The 17210-nt window shown below is 42.1% G+C and carries 16 protein-coding genes; 15 read left to right on the top strand and 1 reads right to left on the bottom strand.

All coding sequences use genetic code 11. The annotated features are described in order from the left end of the window. The first annotated feature begins 15 nt into the window (after positions 1-15). The 7 genes from LIT25_10265 (at position 16) to LIT25_10295 (ending at position 5862) form a co-directional block, all read left to right on the top strand. Entirely contained in the window at positions 16-717 is a 702-nt protein-coding gene (locus LIT25_10265) for a phosphoadenylyl-sulfate reductase (protein USK35636.1), read from the top strand. Positions 718-729: 12 nt separating this feature from the next. Further along, the gene (locus LIT25_10270; GenBank protein ID USK35637.1) at positions 730-1794 is read left to right on the top strand and encodes an inorganic phosphate transporter family protein; all 1065 of its coding nucleotides are present in this window, start codon (positions 730-732) and stop codon (positions 1792-1794) included. A 46-nt stretch (positions 1795-1840) separates the two neighbouring features. Continuing rightward, a complete protein-coding gene (gene sat, locus LIT25_10275) occupies positions 1841-2980 on the top strand; it encodes a sulfate adenylyltransferase (GenBank protein USK35638.1) in 1140 nt (379 codons plus the stop codon). A gap of 16 nt (positions 2981-2996) precedes the next feature. Next, positions 2997-3590 (top strand): adenylyl-sulfate kinase, encoded by a 594-nt coding sequence (gene cysC, locus LIT25_10280; GenBank protein USK35639.1) that lies wholly within the window; start codon positions 2997-2999, stop codon positions 3588-3590. Positions 3591-3748: 158 nt separating this feature from the next. Then, positions 3749-4513, top strand: a complete 765-nt coding sequence (gene cobA / locus LIT25_10285) for a uroporphyrinogen-III C-methyltransferase (protein ID USK35640.1) — start codon at positions 3749-3751, stop codon at positions 4511-4513. 1 nt (position 4514) lies between these two features. Continuing rightward, the gene (locus tag LIT25_10290; protein USK35641.1) at positions 4515-5300 is read left to right on the top strand and encodes a sirohydrochlorin chelatase; all 786 of its coding nucleotides are present in this window, start codon (positions 4515-4517) and stop codon (positions 5298-5300) included. Then, positions 5281-5862 (top strand): hypothetical protein, encoded by a 582-nt coding sequence (locus tag LIT25_10295; GenBank protein USK35642.1) that lies wholly within the window; start codon positions 5281-5283, stop codon positions 5860-5862. Before LIT25_10290 ends, LIT25_10295 begins: the two co-directional genes overlap by 20 nt. A 140-nt stretch (positions 5863-6002) precedes the next feature. Here LIT25_10295 and LIT25_10300 read toward each other — a convergent pair whose 3' ends face one another. Beyond that, on the bottom strand, positions 6003-7709 hold the full coding sequence (locus LIT25_10300) for an NFACT family protein (GenBank protein USK35643.1): 1707 nt from the start codon (positions 7707-7709) through the stop codon (positions 6003-6005). 143 nt (positions 7710-7852) lie between these two features. Here LIT25_10300 and LIT25_10305 point away from each other — a divergent pair, with 143 nt between their 5' ends. The 8 genes from LIT25_10305 (at position 7853) to def (ending at position 17205) form a co-directional block, all read left to right on the top strand. Next, positions 7853-10528 (top strand): calcium-translocating P-type ATPase, SERCA-type, encoded by a 2676-nt coding sequence (locus tag LIT25_10305; protein USK35644.1) that lies wholly within the window; start codon positions 7853-7855, stop codon positions 10526-10528. 123 nt (positions 10529-10651) lie between these two features. Further along, positions 10652-11527, top strand: coding sequence for a YicC family protein (locus LIT25_10310; GenBank protein USK35645.1), 876 nt, complete (start codon positions 10652-10654; stop codon positions 11525-11527). Between the two features lie 74 nt (positions 11528-11601). Further along, complete coding sequence (locus LIT25_10315) at positions 11602-11865, top strand: DUF370 domain-containing protein (protein USK35646.1); 264 nt, start codon at positions 11602-11604, stop codon at positions 11863-11865. A 14-nt stretch (positions 11866-11879) separates the two neighbouring features. Next, positions 11880-12494, top strand: a complete 615-nt coding sequence (gmk, locus tag LIT25_10320) for a guanylate kinase (GenBank protein ID USK35647.1) — start codon at positions 11880-11882, stop codon at positions 12492-12494. 5 nt (positions 12495-12499) lie between these two features. Next, positions 12500-12697 carry a DNA-directed RNA polymerase subunit omega gene (gene rpoZ, locus LIT25_10325; GenBank protein USK35648.1) on the top strand — a complete coding sequence of 66 codons (198 nt, stop codon included), beginning with the start codon at positions 12500-12502 and terminating at the stop codon, positions 12695-12697. Positions 12698-12938: 241 nt separating this feature from the next. Continuing rightward, entirely contained in the window at positions 12939-14141 is a 1203-nt protein-coding gene (gene coaBC, locus LIT25_10330; protein USK35649.1) for a bifunctional phosphopantothenoylcysteine decarboxylase/phosphopantothenate--cysteine ligase CoaBC, read from the top strand. Positions 14142-14144: 3 nt separating this feature from the next. After that, entirely contained in the window at positions 14145-16562 is a 2418-nt protein-coding gene (gene priA, locus LIT25_10335; GenBank protein USK35650.1) for a primosomal protein N', read from the top strand. Between the two features lie 160 nt (positions 16563-16722). Then, positions 16723-17205: a peptide deformylase gene (def, locus tag LIT25_10340; protein USK35651.1), complete on the top strand. Its 483-nt coding sequence runs from the start codon at positions 16723-16725 to the stop codon at positions 17203-17205. Positions 17206-17210 lie beyond the last annotated feature (5 nt).

A 17210-nucleotide genomic window follows, 5' to 3' on the forward strand; every position in this document is an offset into this window, starting at 1 on the left:
AGGGGAAGAATAAATATGCTTACGTATGAAACATGGCAGGAGCCAGCCGCCGATTTTGAAGTTGATGACACTTATAAAGGCGCATTAAACGTTTTAAAGTGGAGTTATGGTCATTATGGCAAAGAGATTGTATATGCATGCAGCTTTGGAATAGAAGGCATTGTACTTGTTGATTTAATTTCAAAAGTAGAGCCGGATGCAACGATCGTTTTTCTTGATACGGACGTACATTTTAAAGAAACCTATGAAACGATTGACCGGGTGCGGGAAAAATATCCGCAGCTGAATATCGTGATGAAAAAACCGGATCTCACACTGGATGAGCAGGCAGCAGAATACGGCGATAAACTTTGGGAAACAAATCCAAATAAATGCTGCCAAATCAGAAAGCTTCAGCCTCTTAACGAGACGCTATCGGAATCTGAAGCATGGATCTCAGGGCTGCGGAGAGAGCAGTCAGAAACAAGGAAGCAAGTTCAATTCATTAACCATGATGATAAATTTCAGTCGGTAAAAATATGTCCGTTGATTCACTGGACATGGAAAGATGTGTGGCGGTACGTACACAAAAACGATTTGCCATATAACCCCCTGCATGACAGGGGCTACCCGAGCATTGGCTGCTCTCACTGCACCGCACCTGCATTTAATGCCGATGATTTGCGTTCCGGAAGATGGAGCGGGCAGGGTAAAACAGAATGCGGATTACATGGATAACGAGAAGTCGCCATGCTTGAATTAGCGGCTCTCGCCATCAGTCTCTTTTTTGCAATGAATATAGGGGCAAGCGGTGCTGCTGCCTCAATGGGTGTGGCTTATGGGTCAGGTGCAGTCCCAAAGGCGCGGGATGCACTCTTAATATGTGCCGCAGGGGTGTTTGCAGGAGCGGTGCTCGGAGGCGGAGAAGTTGTAAAGACGATCAGCGGCGGCATTATCCCGCAGGAAATTATTAACGTGAAAATTGTGCTGATCATCATTATTTCCGCTACAAGCTCCCTGTTTGTTGCTAACTTGCTTGGCATTCCGCTTTCTACGAGCGAGGTTACAGTTGGTTCTGTAGTTGGAGTAGGTATAGCGTATCAAGTGCTGTTTATCAATTCATTGCTTGTTATCATGCTGTTTTGGGTAATCGTTCCTGTTGCAGCTTTTGGTTTGGCCTGGATATTCGGCAAAGGGCTGAATACGCTGCAGAATAAAGGGATTTTGCAAGATTGTCCCTGGCTTACCGTCATTCTGATTTTCGCAGGATTTATGGAAGCCTTCTCTGCAGGTATGAACAATGTGGCCAATGCAGTCGGACCTCTGGTGGGAGCAGGCTTGATTTCCGTTTCAAAGGGAATATGGATTGGAGGCGCTTTTGTAGCGCTCGGAGCCATTTTCCTCGGAAAAAAAGTACTTGAAACAAACGGTAAGAAGATTATCAGCTATTCAAAGCCTGAAGGGATTTTAATCTCAGGGACCGGTGCCGGTCTCGTCATTGTCAGTTCTATCTTCGGATTGCCGGTTCCGCTTACTCAGATTACTTCATCAGCGATTATCGGTCTTGGAATGGCGAAAAACGGAAGTGAAATTCTACATAAGCATATCGTGAAGAAGATTATCCGGATATGGATTGTTTCACCTATGTTTTCACTTGCCATTTCTTATTTCTTAGTCAAATTATTTTTAGAAAGTGATATTTATTCAATCGTCGTTCTAGTCAGTGTCATGCTTGCAACCTTAGGAGCCCTCAGCTTAATGAAGGCCATAAAAGAGGAAAAGCGGGCCGTGCATGAAGAAGGCGGAGGCATTTAGCTTTATAACCACTTAAAAAGGGTATGTTTAGGAGGAAAATAGAAAAATGAGTTTACAGCCGCACGGAGGATTACTAATTCAATCGTATAACCCAGAGGAAAAATATCAGGAGATTTCTGCAGAAATTGAAATCGATGCAATGGCATTAAGTGATTTGGAATTAATCGGAATTGGAGCATATAGCCCGCTCGAAGGATTTCTTTCACAGAAAGATTATGAGCAGGTCGTAAATGATATGAGGCTTGCTTCAGGGACTGTCTGGAGCATACCGATCACACTGCCTGTTTCAAAGGGAACGGCTGATAGATTACTAGTCGGCGAAAAAGCGAGACTGATTTACAAAGGCGAGGTATATGGCCTGATACAGGTTGAAGATGTTTATGAGCCTGACAAAGCACTTGAAGCCTTTAATGTATATGGAACGGCAGACATCGCTCACCCGGGCGTGAAAAAAATGCACGAACGGGCAGACGTCTATGTAGGCGGTAAAATTACTCTTTTAAAGAGACCTGAAAAGCCATTTAAACAATACACGTTTGATCCAATTGAAACGCGTGAAATTTTCAAAAGCAAAGGCTGGAAAACTGTCGTTGGATTCCAGACAAGAAACCCCGTGCATAGAGCACATGAATATATTCAAAAATCTGCCCTTGAAACAGTGGATGGATTATTCTTAAATCCGCTTGTAGGTGAAACAAAATCTGATGACATTTCAGCATCCATCAGAATGGAGAGCTATGAGGTACTTCTAAGAAACTACTATCCGGAAGAACGGGTTGAGCTCGGCGTCTTTCCGGCAGCAATGAGATATGCAGGCCCAAGAGAAGCGATCTTTCATGCCATTGTCCGGAAAAATTACGGATGCACCCATTTTATTGTTGGCAGAGATCATGCAGGTGTAGGTGATTACTACGGAACCTATGATGCGCAGAAAATCTTTGATCAATTTGAGGAGCAGGAGCTTGGAATCAAGCCGCTGAAATTCGATCACAGCTTCTACTGCAGCAAATGCGAAGGAATGGCGACAACGAAAACATGTCCTCATGACAGCTCGGCACATATTATTCTATCAGGAACAAAGGTAAGGCAAATGCTCAGGAACGGCGAGGTTCCTCCTAGCACTTTCAGCCGCCCGGAAGTCATTGAAGTTCTAATAAACGGACTTAAAAAAGAAGACGTTTCATAAGAAGGGAGAAACATCGATGAGCAGCAATATTGTATGGCACGAATCCTCTATTTCAAAACAAGAAAGACGAGATAAAAATAAGCACCAGAGCTTTATTCTCTGGTTTACAGGTTTATCAGCATCCGGAAAATCTTCTGTTGCGAACGCTTTTGCACGGACTTTATTTGACCGCGGCGCTCAGGCGTTTGTCCTGGATGGTGATAATGTGAGGCATGGCCTCAATCAGGATCTTGGCTTTAATGAGACCGACCGCAAGGAAAATATCAGACGGATTGGAGAGGTTTCGAAACTGTTTGTTGAAAGCGGACAAATCGTCTTAACAGCTTTTATATCCCCTTACCGTGCTGATCGTGACCTTGTCAGAGAATTGGTTGAAAAGGATGAATTCCTCGAAGTCTTTATTAAATGTTCGATTGAAGAATGCGAAAAACGCGATCCCAAAGGGCTTTATAAAAAAGCGAGAAACGAAGAAATCAAACATTTTACAGGCATCAGCGCACCATACGAAGAGCCTGTGAATCCGGAAATTGTCCTGGATACAGAAAAATATTCAATAGAAGAATGTGTTAAACAATTGACGAAAGCCTTAATTGAAAAGGGTTTAATCTAAAGGTTTACTTTTATGGGCTATAGATTAAAGAAAAAAATTCTCAAAAAGTTTTTGAATTTATTGATATATTATTCTATAAGAACAGCATTACATCATTTAAGGTAATTGTCCTCAAATGAACACGCGGTCAATTACATGTTAGTTAGGAGAGTCAGAACATGGGAAAGGTCTATTTAGTAGGAGCAGGACCAGGTGATCCTGAACTGATCACGTTAAAAGCCATCAAATGCATCCAGCATGCAGATGTTATTTTGTATGATCGCCTGGTCAATAAAGAATTGCTTTCCTATGCCAAAAAGGAAGCAGATCTCATATATTGCGGCAAGCTTCCCGACTATCATTTAATGAAGCAGGAAACGATTCATCACTTCTTAATCCGTTATGCGAAAAGCGGCAAGATCGTAACCCGTTTAAAAGGGGGAGACCCGTTTGTATTCGGACGCGGTGCTGAGGAAGCAGAAGCACTTGCAAAGCAGAAGATTCCGTTTGAAATCGTACCTGGCATCACCTCGGGCATAGCAGCTGCCGCATATGCAGGAATTCCTGTCACGCACAGGGATGTAAGTGCAAGCGTCGCTTTTGTCACAGGACATCACAAAAATGATGCAAAAGAAGACGAGAAGTGGGCAAGCCTCTCAAAAGGCATAGATACATTAGCGATTTATATGGGCGTCAGCAACCTTCCGTATATTCAGGAACAGCTTCTGAAAAATGGGAAAAGCAAAGACACACCCGTTGCTCTGGTCCATTGGGGAACGACTGAAGTTCAAAAAACAGTTACAGGCACACTTGAAGATATCCTTGAAGTTGTCCGTGAACAGAATATAAAAAATCCAAGCATGATCATAATCGGAGAAGTTGTACGCTACCGCGAGAAAATTAAGTGGTTTGAAGAGAAATTACCAATCTGTGAGGCGTTATAAAATGAAACAAGCGGTTTTATATGTGTGCCATGGCAGCCGTGTGAAAGAAGCGTGTGATGAGGCCATTGCTTTTATCGAGAAAACTCAAATGCATATTCATGCCGATATTCAGGAAATCTGCTTTCTTGAAATGGCTGAACCTTCTATTGAAGAAGGGTTCGCTTCATGCATCAAGCAAGGCGCCACACACGTTGCTGTTGTTCCTCTGTTATTGCTTACTGCTGTACATGCAAAAGAGGACATTCCTCTGGAAGTGAAAAAGGCTCAAGAAAACTATCCGGAAGTTGCCGTTACATATGGTATGCCTATAGGTGTGCACCAGAAGATGGCGATAAGCATCGTGAACAGAGTGCATGAACATGGCAGGCCTGATTCTGACTCAATCATTGTCCTGATTGGCCGCGGCAGCTCAGACCCCGGCGCAGTACGAGATTTGACTGCCATAAGCGGGCTAGTCAAAAGTGAATCCGGTGTCAGTAATGTGGAAATTTGCTTTCTGACTGCTGCTAAACCGAGTCTTGATGAGATGCTTTCAAATCTGTCGCTTCTCAAAGAAAAAACGATTTTCCTAGTGCCCTATTTATTATTTACAGGGCTGCTTATGAGGGAAATTCAGACAAAAGTTAATAAGCTTGACCATAAAAAAATCAAGCTTTGCCGGTATTTAGGCTACGACTCTGAAGTTGAAGAAGTTTTTACCGAGAGAGTGCAGTCTGCACTTGATAATCATGATTCCATGTATACCTTCAGATATGGAGACAAATGCGATGCTGCCATTAATGATTAATGTCAGAAATCGCCTGGTTGTCATCATTGGAGGCGGAAAAATTGCTTATAGAAGACTGTCTGTATTTTTAAAGCAGGGTGCAAAAATAAAGGTGATCAGTCCGCATGTGATTGATGAAATCAGCTTTCTCCACGCTCAATCACAAGTTGAATGGATACAAAAAGAAGCAGATAAAGAAGATTTCAAGGATGCGTTTTTAATTGTTGCAGCAACTGACAGCAAGGAAGTAAATGCCTGGGTAGCAAGGGAGGCGGGTGAACATCAGCTTGTCAATCTTGCTGGTGAGTCGGAGCTTGGAAATGTCCAGGTTCCTTCGTTTCATCAGCGTGGAAGATTAACGCTTGCTGTGTCAACGGATGGGGCAAGTCCATCACTTGCAAAAGATCTTTCTGGGCAATTTTTTGATCAGTTTGATGACGCGTTCTTTGACCGCTTGGAAGATCTTTTTAATGAACGGAAAAAAATTAAAGCAACAGACCTTCATCAGGATGAAAAGCGCAGACTTCTGAATCAGCTTGTTAGAAATGCGCAAGCGCCTTGGCAAGCACCGACAGACAGTTAAGAATCCGCTGAAAAAGTCCGGTTTTGACTTTTTTGGCGGATTCGTTCTGGCCGGGGAGTTAGACGCTTGCGCTGGACATAAATGCGCAAATTTTTATTCTTTCTATTAACTTCAAAAAAAGCATGGACTCATAATTGAGTCTATGCTTTTCTTAATTTTATCACCAAATCCGGATCAGGCGTCACATAGACGGTTTGCTGATAGTCATAAATCACAAAACCTGGTTTTGATCCGTTTGGTTTTTTGACATGCCGGATTTTTGTGAAATCAACCGGGACTGAGCTTGAGCCTTTTGCTTTGCTGAAATAGGCTGCAAGATTGGCCGCCTCTAAAATCGTTTCCTCACTTGGTTCCTGGCTGCGGATGACAACGTGAGAGCCAGGTATGTCTTTTGTATGCAGCCAAATATCATCCCGTGCGGCTGTTTTGTTTGTTAAGTAATCGTTTTGCTTGTTGTTTTTTCCGACAAGTATTTCCGTTCCGTCGCTTGCCGAATATTTTTCAAGGACAATTTTTGCAGGCTTGTTCTTTTTATTTCCCTTTACTTGCTTCTTCTTTAAATAGCCGCCGTCCATCAGTTCTTCTCTAATCTCTTCAATGTCCTTTGGAGAAGCGGATTCAATTTGCTGATACACGTTTTCAAAATAGAGGATTTCATTTTCAGCCAGGCTGATTTGTTCTTCCACAAACGCAACAGATTTTTTCGCTTTGTTGTACTTTTGAAAATAAGCCTGTGCATTTTCAGACGGTGTCTTTTGGGGGTTCAAGGTAATGCTGACCAATTCTCCGTCATAATAGTTTATGACCTCTGCCGTTTTATCCCCGCGTTTTATTGCATACATATTTGCTGTAATCAGCTCGCCGCGAAGCTTGTATTTTTCTGCTTTTTCAGCATCCTTTAACGTGGCTTGCAGTTTTTTTATTTTTGTTTTATTTTTCTTCAGTTCATTTTGAACAAAACGTTCAAGATCATTTCCCTGCTGCTTTACCCTGTCACGGGCTGCTTTTCCATAATAATAGCGGTCCAGCATCTCTGAAATCGTTGGGAAAACCTTGCTGGTCCCATTTAAGTGAGTAAGCGGCAGGATATAAAAGTATTCTTTTTCACCGGTTTCAATCATTGTTGCCGAAATTTCACTTTTCTTGATGTTTGAAACGAGGTTCAAAAATGATTCCGGCAGGCTGGTCCGGCTGGCTAGCCCTGCTCTAAATAGAATCTCTTTTGCAAACAGGGGAGATATTCCGGCGAACTGCTGCATAAGCTGCTGATCTAATTTCCCTGAATTGAAATCAACTTTGCGCAGAATGGTTTCTTCTGTCGCTTCAAAGGGGTTCAGTTTATTCTGCTCAGGAGGCAGAACATATTCCTGACCAGGCATAATGGTCCGGTGCCGATTTACAGCAGGTGATATGTGCTTAATGCTGTCGAGAATCATATTGCGGTCACGGTCTATTAGAATAATGTTGCTGTGTCTTCCCATTATTTCAATGATCAGGCGTTTATAAGTGACGTCGCCAATTTCATTTCTGCCTTTTACATCAAAGTAAAGAATCCGTTCTAATTCAATTTGCCCGATTCTTTCAATGACCCCGCCTTCGAGATGCTTTCTGAGCAGCATGCAGAACATTGGAGGTTCACTAGGATTTTCATAGCTTTCAGTTGTTAAATGAATTCTTGCATAGCTTGGATGGGCTGAGAGCAGGAGACGGTGATTTCCCCCATTCGCCCGGATGACAAATATCAGTTCATTTTTATATGGCTGATGGATCTTTGAGATTCTTCCATTTGCCAGTTCATTTTTCAATTCTTCTGTTATTGCATATGTAAACATGCCATCAAATGACATCGCAAGCACCCTTTTCTATAGGTAAGTTGGATCAAATCTCCACATTCAAATTATTATAGCATTTTTTTGGACAGGGCTGAATAAATTGACATTATAAGAGATTGTCCTACTATTCCACGTATTGAGAGGTGTAAAAAAAATTCATGAAATGGCATGAAATTGGACCGGAAGAAGTACTTCAGTCAATTAATACAAGCAGAGAAAACGGATTAACTGAAAAAGATGTTCAAAACAGAGTGAAGCATCACGGTTTCAATGAACTTAAGGAAGCTGAAAAACCTTCAGCATTTTTATTATTTCTGGAGCAGTTTAAAGATTTTATGGTACTGGTTTTGTTAGCGGCAACACTGATCTCGGGTCTGCTGGGCGAATATATTGATGCCATTGCAATCATTGCCATCGTTTTAATTAATGGCATACTTGGTTTTTTTCAGGAACGGCGGGCGGAAAAATCACTTGAAGCATTAAAAGAGATGTCAGCGCCTCAAGTACAGGCTCTCAGAGAAGGCGAATGGACAAGAATTCAATCAAAGGATCTAGTACCTGGAGATATCGTGAAATTTACGAGCGGGGACAGAATCGGCGCGGATCTTCGCTTAATCGAAGCAAAAAGCCTTGAGATAGAAGAATCGGCTTTAACAGGAGAGTCGCTTCCTGTTTCTAAATTTACGAATGCTTTGTCAGATGGTCATACGGGTATTGGGGATTTAACCAATATGGCCTTTATGGGAACTTTAGTAACGCGCGGCAATGGCGTTGGCGTTGTTGTTGCAACGGGCATGAATACGGCGATGGGTCAGATTGCCGACTTGCTTCAATCTGCTGAGACTCTGGAAACACCGCTTCAGAGAAGACTTGAGCAGCTCGGGAAAATCTTAATTGTTGTGGCTCTTGCGTTAACTTTTTTAGTAGTCGCCGTCGGGGTTATTCAAGGTCATGAGCTTTATGATATGTTTCTTGCAGGTGTGTCTCTTGCAGTGGCTGCAATTCCGGAAGGACTCCCTGCCATCGTAACCGTTGCTTTGTCTCTTGGTGTTCAGAGGATGATCAAACAAAGGTCGATTGTCAGAAAGCTGCCCGCTGTTGAAACGCTTGGCTGTGCATCCGTTATATGTTCAGATAAGACCGGGACAATGACACAAAATAAGATGACCGTTACTCATATTTGGTCAGGCGGACGCGAATGGCAGCTGAGCGGAGCAGGATATCAGCCTAAAGGTGAATTCTTCGTGAATGAACAAAAGGTTTTGGTGAAGGATAATAAATCCCTTCAGCAAATTCTCACATTCGGCATGCTTTGCAATACAGCAAACATTTATGAAAAAGATGATGACTACATTCTGGACGGAGATCCGACAGAAGGAGCACTTGTTGTTGCGGCGATGAAAGCAGGACTCTCAAAAGAAGCGCTGTCAAAGCAATTTAAAATTATAGAAGAATTTCCGTTTGACTCAATTCGGAAGATGATGAGCGTCATTATCGAGGATAAAAACGGGAAGCGCTTTGTTATCACAAAAGGTGCACCGGATATTTTGCTTCAGAAATTAGATTTTGTGCTATGGGACGAAAAACAGCACTATATGTCTGCAAAATACGAAACAAAAATAAATGAAGCAATCGACAATCTGGCATCTCAAGCATTAAGGACAATTGCTGTTGCCTTTAAGCCTGTCTCTGCCCAGGCCATTTATCATCAGCATGAAGCTGAAAAGAATTTGGTTTTTTTAGGACTGCAGGGAATGATCGATCCGCCGCGTCCTGAAGTGAAACAAGCAGTGAAAGAATGCAGACAGGCTGGAATAAAAACAGTGATGATCACAGGTGACCATGTCAATACTGCCAGAGCCATAGCTAAACAGCTGGATCTCTTGCCGGCGAATGGAAAAGTAATAGATGGAGCGGCTCTGTCAGCTATGCCAAATGAACAGCTTGTACAGATTGTAGATGGTATTTATGTGTTTGCAAGGGTATCGCCTGAGCATAAGCTGAAAATAGTAAAAGCGCTTCAAAACAGAGGGCACATAGTTGCCATGACAGGGGACGGAGTAAACGATGCCCCTGCCATAAAAGCTGCTGATATTGGCATTTCAATGGGGATAACAGGAACAGATGTAGCAAAAGAAGCATCTGCACTTATTTTAGTAGATGATAATTTTGCAACGATCAAGCTTGCTATTAAAGAAGGCCGGAATATTTATGAAAACATAAGAAAGTTTATTAGATATCTGCTTGCTTCAAACGTTGGAGAAATTCTGGTTATGCTTTTTGCCATGCTGCTCGCTCTTCCCCTGCCTCTTGTTCCGATCCAGATCCTGTGGGTCAATCTTGTGACAGATGGTCTGCCTGCGATGGCTCTCGGTTTAGATCAGCCAGAGGGAGATTTAATGCAGAGGAAGCCGAGGCATCATAAAGAAGGGGTATTTGCACGGGGCCTTGGATGGAAAGTCATTTCGAGGGGATTCCTGATCGGAATTGTGACCCTTGCGGCATTTATGATTGTCTATCACAGAGATCCTGACAATTTAATTTATGCCCAGACGATTGCGTTTGCAACATTGGTCATGGCTCAATTGATTCATGTGTTTGACTGCAGAAGCGAACGTTCAGTATTTTTAAGAAATCCGTTTGAGAACCTTTATCTAGTCGGCGCGGTTATTTCATCCGTGCTGCTGATGCTTTCAGTAATCTACTACGCACCGATGCAGCCGATATTCCATACAGTGCCAATCATGGCTCGAGACTGGCTCTTGGTGCTTGGATTATCAGCCATTCCAACTTTTTTGCTGGCAGGGTCACTTTTAACAAGAAAAAAAAGTTAAAATATGCTATAATTCGAAAGGTAATAGCTGAGTCTATTACCTTTTCTTTTGTTAGAAGCTCTTTTTGGCACAGAACCAGGGAGCATTTCTTATGATTTGATCAAAGAATTGGATGTGGAATAAATGGTGTGCAGCATGACAGGATATGGGCGTTCATCAATCGGGAATGATAAACTGACCATTACAGCCGAAATGAAATCGGTTAATCACCGTTTTTTTGAAATTAACGTAAGAATGCCTAGACAATTGATGTCCATTGAGGATAAAATCAAAAAAGTGATCTCTTCTATCATTTATAGAGGACGCGTTGAATTATACATAACAATTGAAGGCGAATCATTGGCAGACCGGTTTATCGAAGTTGATTGGAACCTGCTTGATCAATACGTTCAGGCAGCTGCTTCGATGCGAAACCGGTATGATTTACATAATGAATTGCAGCTTTCTGATCTCCTTGAGCTGGACAATATTTTTACAATTGGAGAACAGGAAAAAGGTAATGAAGAAATACAATCTATGATCTTTGAAGCCGTGCAGGATGCGGCAAAAAAGCTGAAAGAAATGAGATCGGCAGAAGGCGCACATTTGAAAAGCGATTTGCTGAAGCAGCTGTCAATTTTGGAATCATATGTGTCTGATATTGAGAAATATGCACCTCAAGTCGTTATCCGCTATAAACAAAGGCTGGAAAAAAAGATGGCCGAACTCTCAGAAGGCGCAATTGATGAAAGCAGAATTATAACAGAGGCTGCCCTTTTTGCAGACAGAGCGGACATTGCAGAAGAGATTACGAGAATTAGAAGCCACCTCTCACAATTCCGTGAAACGATGCAAAAAGAAGAATCAATTGGAAGAAAATTAGATTTCCTTGTTCAGGAGCTGAATAGAGAAGCGAACACAATCGGTTCTAAAGCAAATGACAAAGATATTGCCAAATGTTCAGTTGAACTGAAAAGTGTCATAGAAAGATTAAAAGAGCAAGTTCAAAATATTGAATAAACAGCAGTTAAATCGTTTATAATGGGCCAATTAGGGCAAAAATAGTTTTGTCGTTTACTAGGGGGAGCGAATAGATGAGTATTAAGTTAATTAATATTGGCTTCGGCAATATCGTCTCAGCCAACCGCATTATTTCCATTGTAAGTCCTGAATCGGCTCCGATTAAAAGGATCATTCAAGACGCTCGTGACCGCGCCATGCTTATTGATGCGACATATGGACGCAGAACGAGAGCGGTCGTGATTATGGACAGTGATCACATTATACTATCTGCGGTACAGCCCGAAACGGTTGCCCACAGGCTTTCAAATAAAGACGAGTTAACAGATGAAGGGTAGGGAAAGTTCTGGATATGAAAGAAAGAGGATTACTCATCGTGCTTTCGGGTCCTTCTGGTGTTGGTAAAGGTACTGTGCGAAAGGCTATCTTTTCACAGAATGATACAGATTTTCAATATTCCATCAGCATGACGACGCGCAAGCCGCGCGAAGGAGAAGTTGACGGAGTTGATTATTTCTTTAAATCAAAAGAAGAATTCGAACAATTAATTAAAGAAGAACGTTTATTGGAATGGGCAGAGTTCGTCGGCAATTACTATGGAACGCCGATTGACTATGTGGAGAAAACGTTAAGCGAGGGAAGAGATGTTTTCCTTGAAATTGAAGTTCAGGGAGCATTGCAGGTGCGAAAGGCATTTCCGGAAGGGTTATTCATCTTCCTTATGCCGCCAAGCTTAAGCGAGCTTAAAAACCGCATTGTCACCCGCGGAACGGAATCACAGGATATCATCAATAATCGCATGAAGGTTGCTAAAGAAGAAATTGAGATGATGGATGCTTACGATTACGTCGTTGAAAATGATCAGGTCGATCTTGCCTGCGGACGCATTCGGGCGATTGTCACAGCTGAACATTGCAGACGTGATCGCATTGCACTTCGTTATAAGAAAATGCTGGAGGTTGAATAATTAATATGTTATATCCATCTATTGATAAACTCATGAACAAACTTGATTCTAAATATACACTTGTAACAGTGGCGGCAAGACGCGCACGTGAAATGCAGGAAAATCATGATCAGCAAATCGTGAAGCCTGTCTCTTATAAATATGTCGGCAAAGCACTGGAAGAAATTAATTCAGGATTGCTGGATTATGAAAAACAAGACTAATTAAATGGCACTTTAAAATAACAACCTGAAACAAATTGGGTTGTTATTTTTCATAGTTGAAGAATTTTATAAAGCTAATAGGCTGTGGATGATGAAATTGAGTTATCTCATCCAGATGAGGCGCCTAAAACCCCGTCAGAACGAATCTGCCTGTCGGATCTGTCCAAGGCGCCTCCGCTTTTGTTCTTCTGCATGATTCGCAGCTATAATAGGTACAATGACTTTGGTGGGGGAATGTGAAATGAAGGGAAAGAAAATTCTCCTTTGCGTAAGCGGAGGAATTGCCGTCTATAAAGCAGCAGCCTTAACAAGCAAAATCATTCAGGCTGGAGCTGAAATTAAAGTAATCATGACACGCTCAGCACGTGAATTTGTCAACCCGTTGACCTTTCAGGCTCTGTCAAGAAATGACGTTTATTTTGATACATTTGACGAGAAAAATCCTGCAGTTATTTCACACATCGATCTTGCGGATTGGGCAGATCTGGTTGTGGTTGCTCCGGCCACTGCTAATACAATCGGTAAATTAGCAAATGGAATCGCGGACGATATGCTGACAACTACTTTGCTTGCGACAACTGCACCGGTCTGGATTGCTCCTGCTATGAATGTTCATATGTATGACAATCCGGCTGTTCAGAAAAACATACTCGCGTTATCCCAATATGGGTATCAATTTATTGAGCCAAGCGAAGGCTATTTAGCCTGCGGATATGTCGGGAAAGGAAGACTTGAAGAACCTGAGAAAATTGTCTCTTTAATAGAAGGATTTTTTGCTGGTAAAGAAATTCAGCCTTTAAAAGGCAGGAAAGTTATGATTACTGCGGGTCCAACCCGTGAAAAGGTAGATCCCGTCCGTTATTTTACCAATCATTCTTCAGGGAAAATGGGCTATGCCATTGCAGAAGCGGCAAATCAAATGGGTGCTGAGGTTATATTAATCTCTGGTCCTGTCACGATTGCTCCTCCTTCAGGAGTGGGGGTCATTAAAGTTGAATCAGCGGAAGACATGCATCAGGAAGTATTGAAACGCTACAGTGAAATGGATATTGTCATTAAATCTGCGGCAGTTGCAGATTATCGTCCTCGCAACGTTTCTGATCAAAAAATGAAAAAACAGGACGGACCTTTAACCATAGAAATGGAACGTACAAAAGATATTTTAAAGGACCTTGGAGAGCGAAAAGAAAATCAGGTTCTAGTCGGATTCGCTGCTGAAACGGAAAATGTGGAGGACTATGCATTAAGAAAACTCCGGAAAAAAAATCTGGATATGATTGTGGCTAACAACGTAACGCTCGCTGGAGCTGGTTTTGGGACAGATACAAATATTGTGACAATGTACAAAAAGAGCGGAGAAAAAATTGAGCTTCCTGTGCTATCTAAGCAAGAAGTAGCAAAGAAAATTTTAGAAGAAGTCAGCCGTTTTAATAAAGGAGTATAAATCATGAGGTTTGCCAGCGTAATCGTTGATGTGAAAGCGATGCAGACAGACAGAGCATTTGATTATCGGATTCCTGATAAATGGACAGGTTTTATTAAACCCGGAATGCGTGTAATCGTGCCATTTGGCCCCCGCAAAGTTCAGGGGTTTGTGATTGGCCTTAAAAATGAAAGTGAATTTGAACGGGTAAAGCCAATCGCTGAAGTGATGGATATCACGCCTGCATTAACAAAGGAACTGCTGGGTATCGGCCATTGGCTTACTCAAACAACGTTATGCTTCAAGATTTCAGCTTTCCAGGCCATGCTGCCGGCTGCGATGAAAGCGAAATATGAGAAGGAAATTGTCCTTGTTTCTGAGGAATACAGACCAAACCTTCATCCAAAAGTCCTTCCATGGTTTCAAAGCAGAAAAAGCATTTATTGGAAAGACATCGAAAAAAGCGACTCTGTAAAAGAATTTCAAATGGAAATCGAACGGGGAGTCCTTGAAGTTATTTATCAAGTAAAACAAAAGAATAAAAAAAAGACTCAAAAGTACATCACTTCAAATACTGATCTAGACGAACTAAAAAAAGAATCAGATTTATGTTCTGCGCAAGCAGCAAAACAAAAGCTCATTCTTGATTACTTTATTCAAAACAGCGGTATATCTGTGCCGCTTCAGGAACTCCTTTTGCAATTGAACATAACAGACTCTCCTGTGAAAACGCTCATTAAGAAGAAATTGCTAAGGGAAGAGAATATAGAGGTTTATCGTGACCCTTATGAGGACCGCACCTTCAAAAAGACAGAATCGCTTGCACTGACAGCTGAGCAGCAGACTGCGATTACTCCAATCCTGACCTCGGTTGAACAAAACCGGCATGATGTGTTTTTAATGTATGGCGTAACAGGAAGCGGGAAAACAGAGGTTTATCTGCAGTCTATCGAGGCGGTCCTGAGGCAGGGGAAAGAAGCGATCGTTCTCGTTCCTGAGATTTCGCTTACTCCGCAAATGGTCAATCGATTTAAAGGAAGATTCGGTTCGCTTGTGGCCGTGCTGCACAGCGGTCTTTCAGTCGGAGAAAAGTACGATGAATGGAGAAAGATTCATCGCGGTGAGGTAAAACTTGTCGTTGGAGCAAGATCTGCGGTGTTCGCTCCTTTTACTAATCTTGGTATGATTATTATTGATGAGGAACACGAAGGAAGTTATAAGCAAGAAGAGAATCCACGCTACCATGCGCGGGATGTCGCCATTTACCGTGCAAAATTTCATGAATGTCCTGTTGTTTTGGGGAGTGCAACTCCCTCACTAGAATCCTTTGCAAGAGCAGGAAAAGAAGTTTATCAGCTGCTTGCCTTAAAAGAACGTGTCAACAATCGTCCGCTGCCCCAAGTTGAAGTGATTGATATGAGGGATGAATTAAGAAGCGGGAACAGAACCATGTTTTCATCTTCTTTGCTTGAGAAGCTTCAGGACCGTATGGCAAAAGGGGAGCAATCCGTCTTATTTTTAAATAAACGGGGCTATTCTTCTTTTGTCATGTGCAGAGACTGCGGTTGTGTGACCGGCTGTCCGCATTGTGATATTTCATTAACCTATCATAAACATGGATCTCAATTAAAATGCCATTATTGCGGGCATGAGGAGCCGATGCCAAAGGTATGCCCTGAATGCAGCAGCGAACATATCCGTTTCTTTGGAACGGGAACCCAGCGGGTTGAAGAAGAGCTTGCAAAAGTACTGCCGGAAGCAAGAATCATCCGTATGGATGTAGATACGACCGGACGGAAGGGCTCTCATGAAAAGTTACTGACACAGTTTGGCAATAAAGAGGCAGATATCCTTTTAGGAACGCAAATGATTGCTAAGGGGCTGGATTTTCCCGATGTAACCCTTGTAGGAGTTTTAACTGCAGATACGATGCTGCATTTGCCTGATTTCCGCTCAGCTGAAAAAACCTTTCAGCTTCTGACACAAGTAAGCGGCAGAGCAGGCAGGCACAAATTACCGGGTGAAGTTGTCATTCAGTCCTATTCACCTGAGCATTACAGCATTCAGCTTGCAAGCCATCATGATTATGATTCTTTTTATAATCAGGAAATGCTTACAAGAAAGCAGCATGCCTATCCTCCTTTTTACTATCTTGCATTAGTAACTGTTTCTCATCCCGATCTCCTGAAGGCTGTTTCCGTAACTGAGAAAATTGCGAAGCATCTGAATCAAAGACTTTCAGATACCGTCCAGATTCTTGGACCTGTAGCTTCACCTATTCCAAGGATAAACGATAGATATCGGTATCAATGCATGATAAAATACAAGCGGGAAGAAAATCTGCACGCATCGCTTAAAATGATTATCGAACGTTATCAGCAGGATATGAATAAAAATCAATTATCCATCAGTATTGATTTAAATCCAAATACACTCATGTAGGGTTTAGATGCTTCATATGCGTCTAAACTAATGAATAGAAAAGGGAAGCGCCTGCATAGCTCAAGCATGACGAGTTTCTTGCCTAGTAGCTGGCCGATTTCGCTTGCCGTCAATGCAAAAAAATTATATTTAAATAAAGACAAACCTGGAGGATGTTTCATTGGCTATTAAACCAATTGTATTGCACCCGGCAGAAGTGCTCGAGCAAGTTTGCGAACCTGTCACCGTCTTTGACAGAAAGCTGTCAAAGTTATTAAAAGACATGTATGATACAATGATTGAACTTGACGGAGTGGGCCTTGCAGCTCCTCAAGTGGGAATTCCCATTCAAGCTGCTGTTGTTGATATAGATGACCAACATGGAACAATCGAACTGATTAATCCCGTTATTATAGAAAAGCGCGGTTCTCAGACAGGACCAGAAGGCTGCTTAAGCTTCCCGGGATTATATGGAGAAGTAGAGCGCAGCGATTTTGTTAAAGTCAGAGCTCAAAACCGAAAAGGCAAACCATTTGTCATAGAAGCAAATGGTTTTTTAGCTAGAGCGATCCAGCATGAAATCGATCACCTGCATGGAATCCTGTTTACTGCCAAGGTGAAAAAATATCTTAAAGAAGAAGAGTTAGAAGAATTGGAAGGATGATTGGC

Source organism: Bacillus sp. F19 (genome assembly GCA_023823795.1).
GTDB lineage: Bacteria > Bacillota > Bacilli > Bacillales > Bacillaceae > Bacillus_P.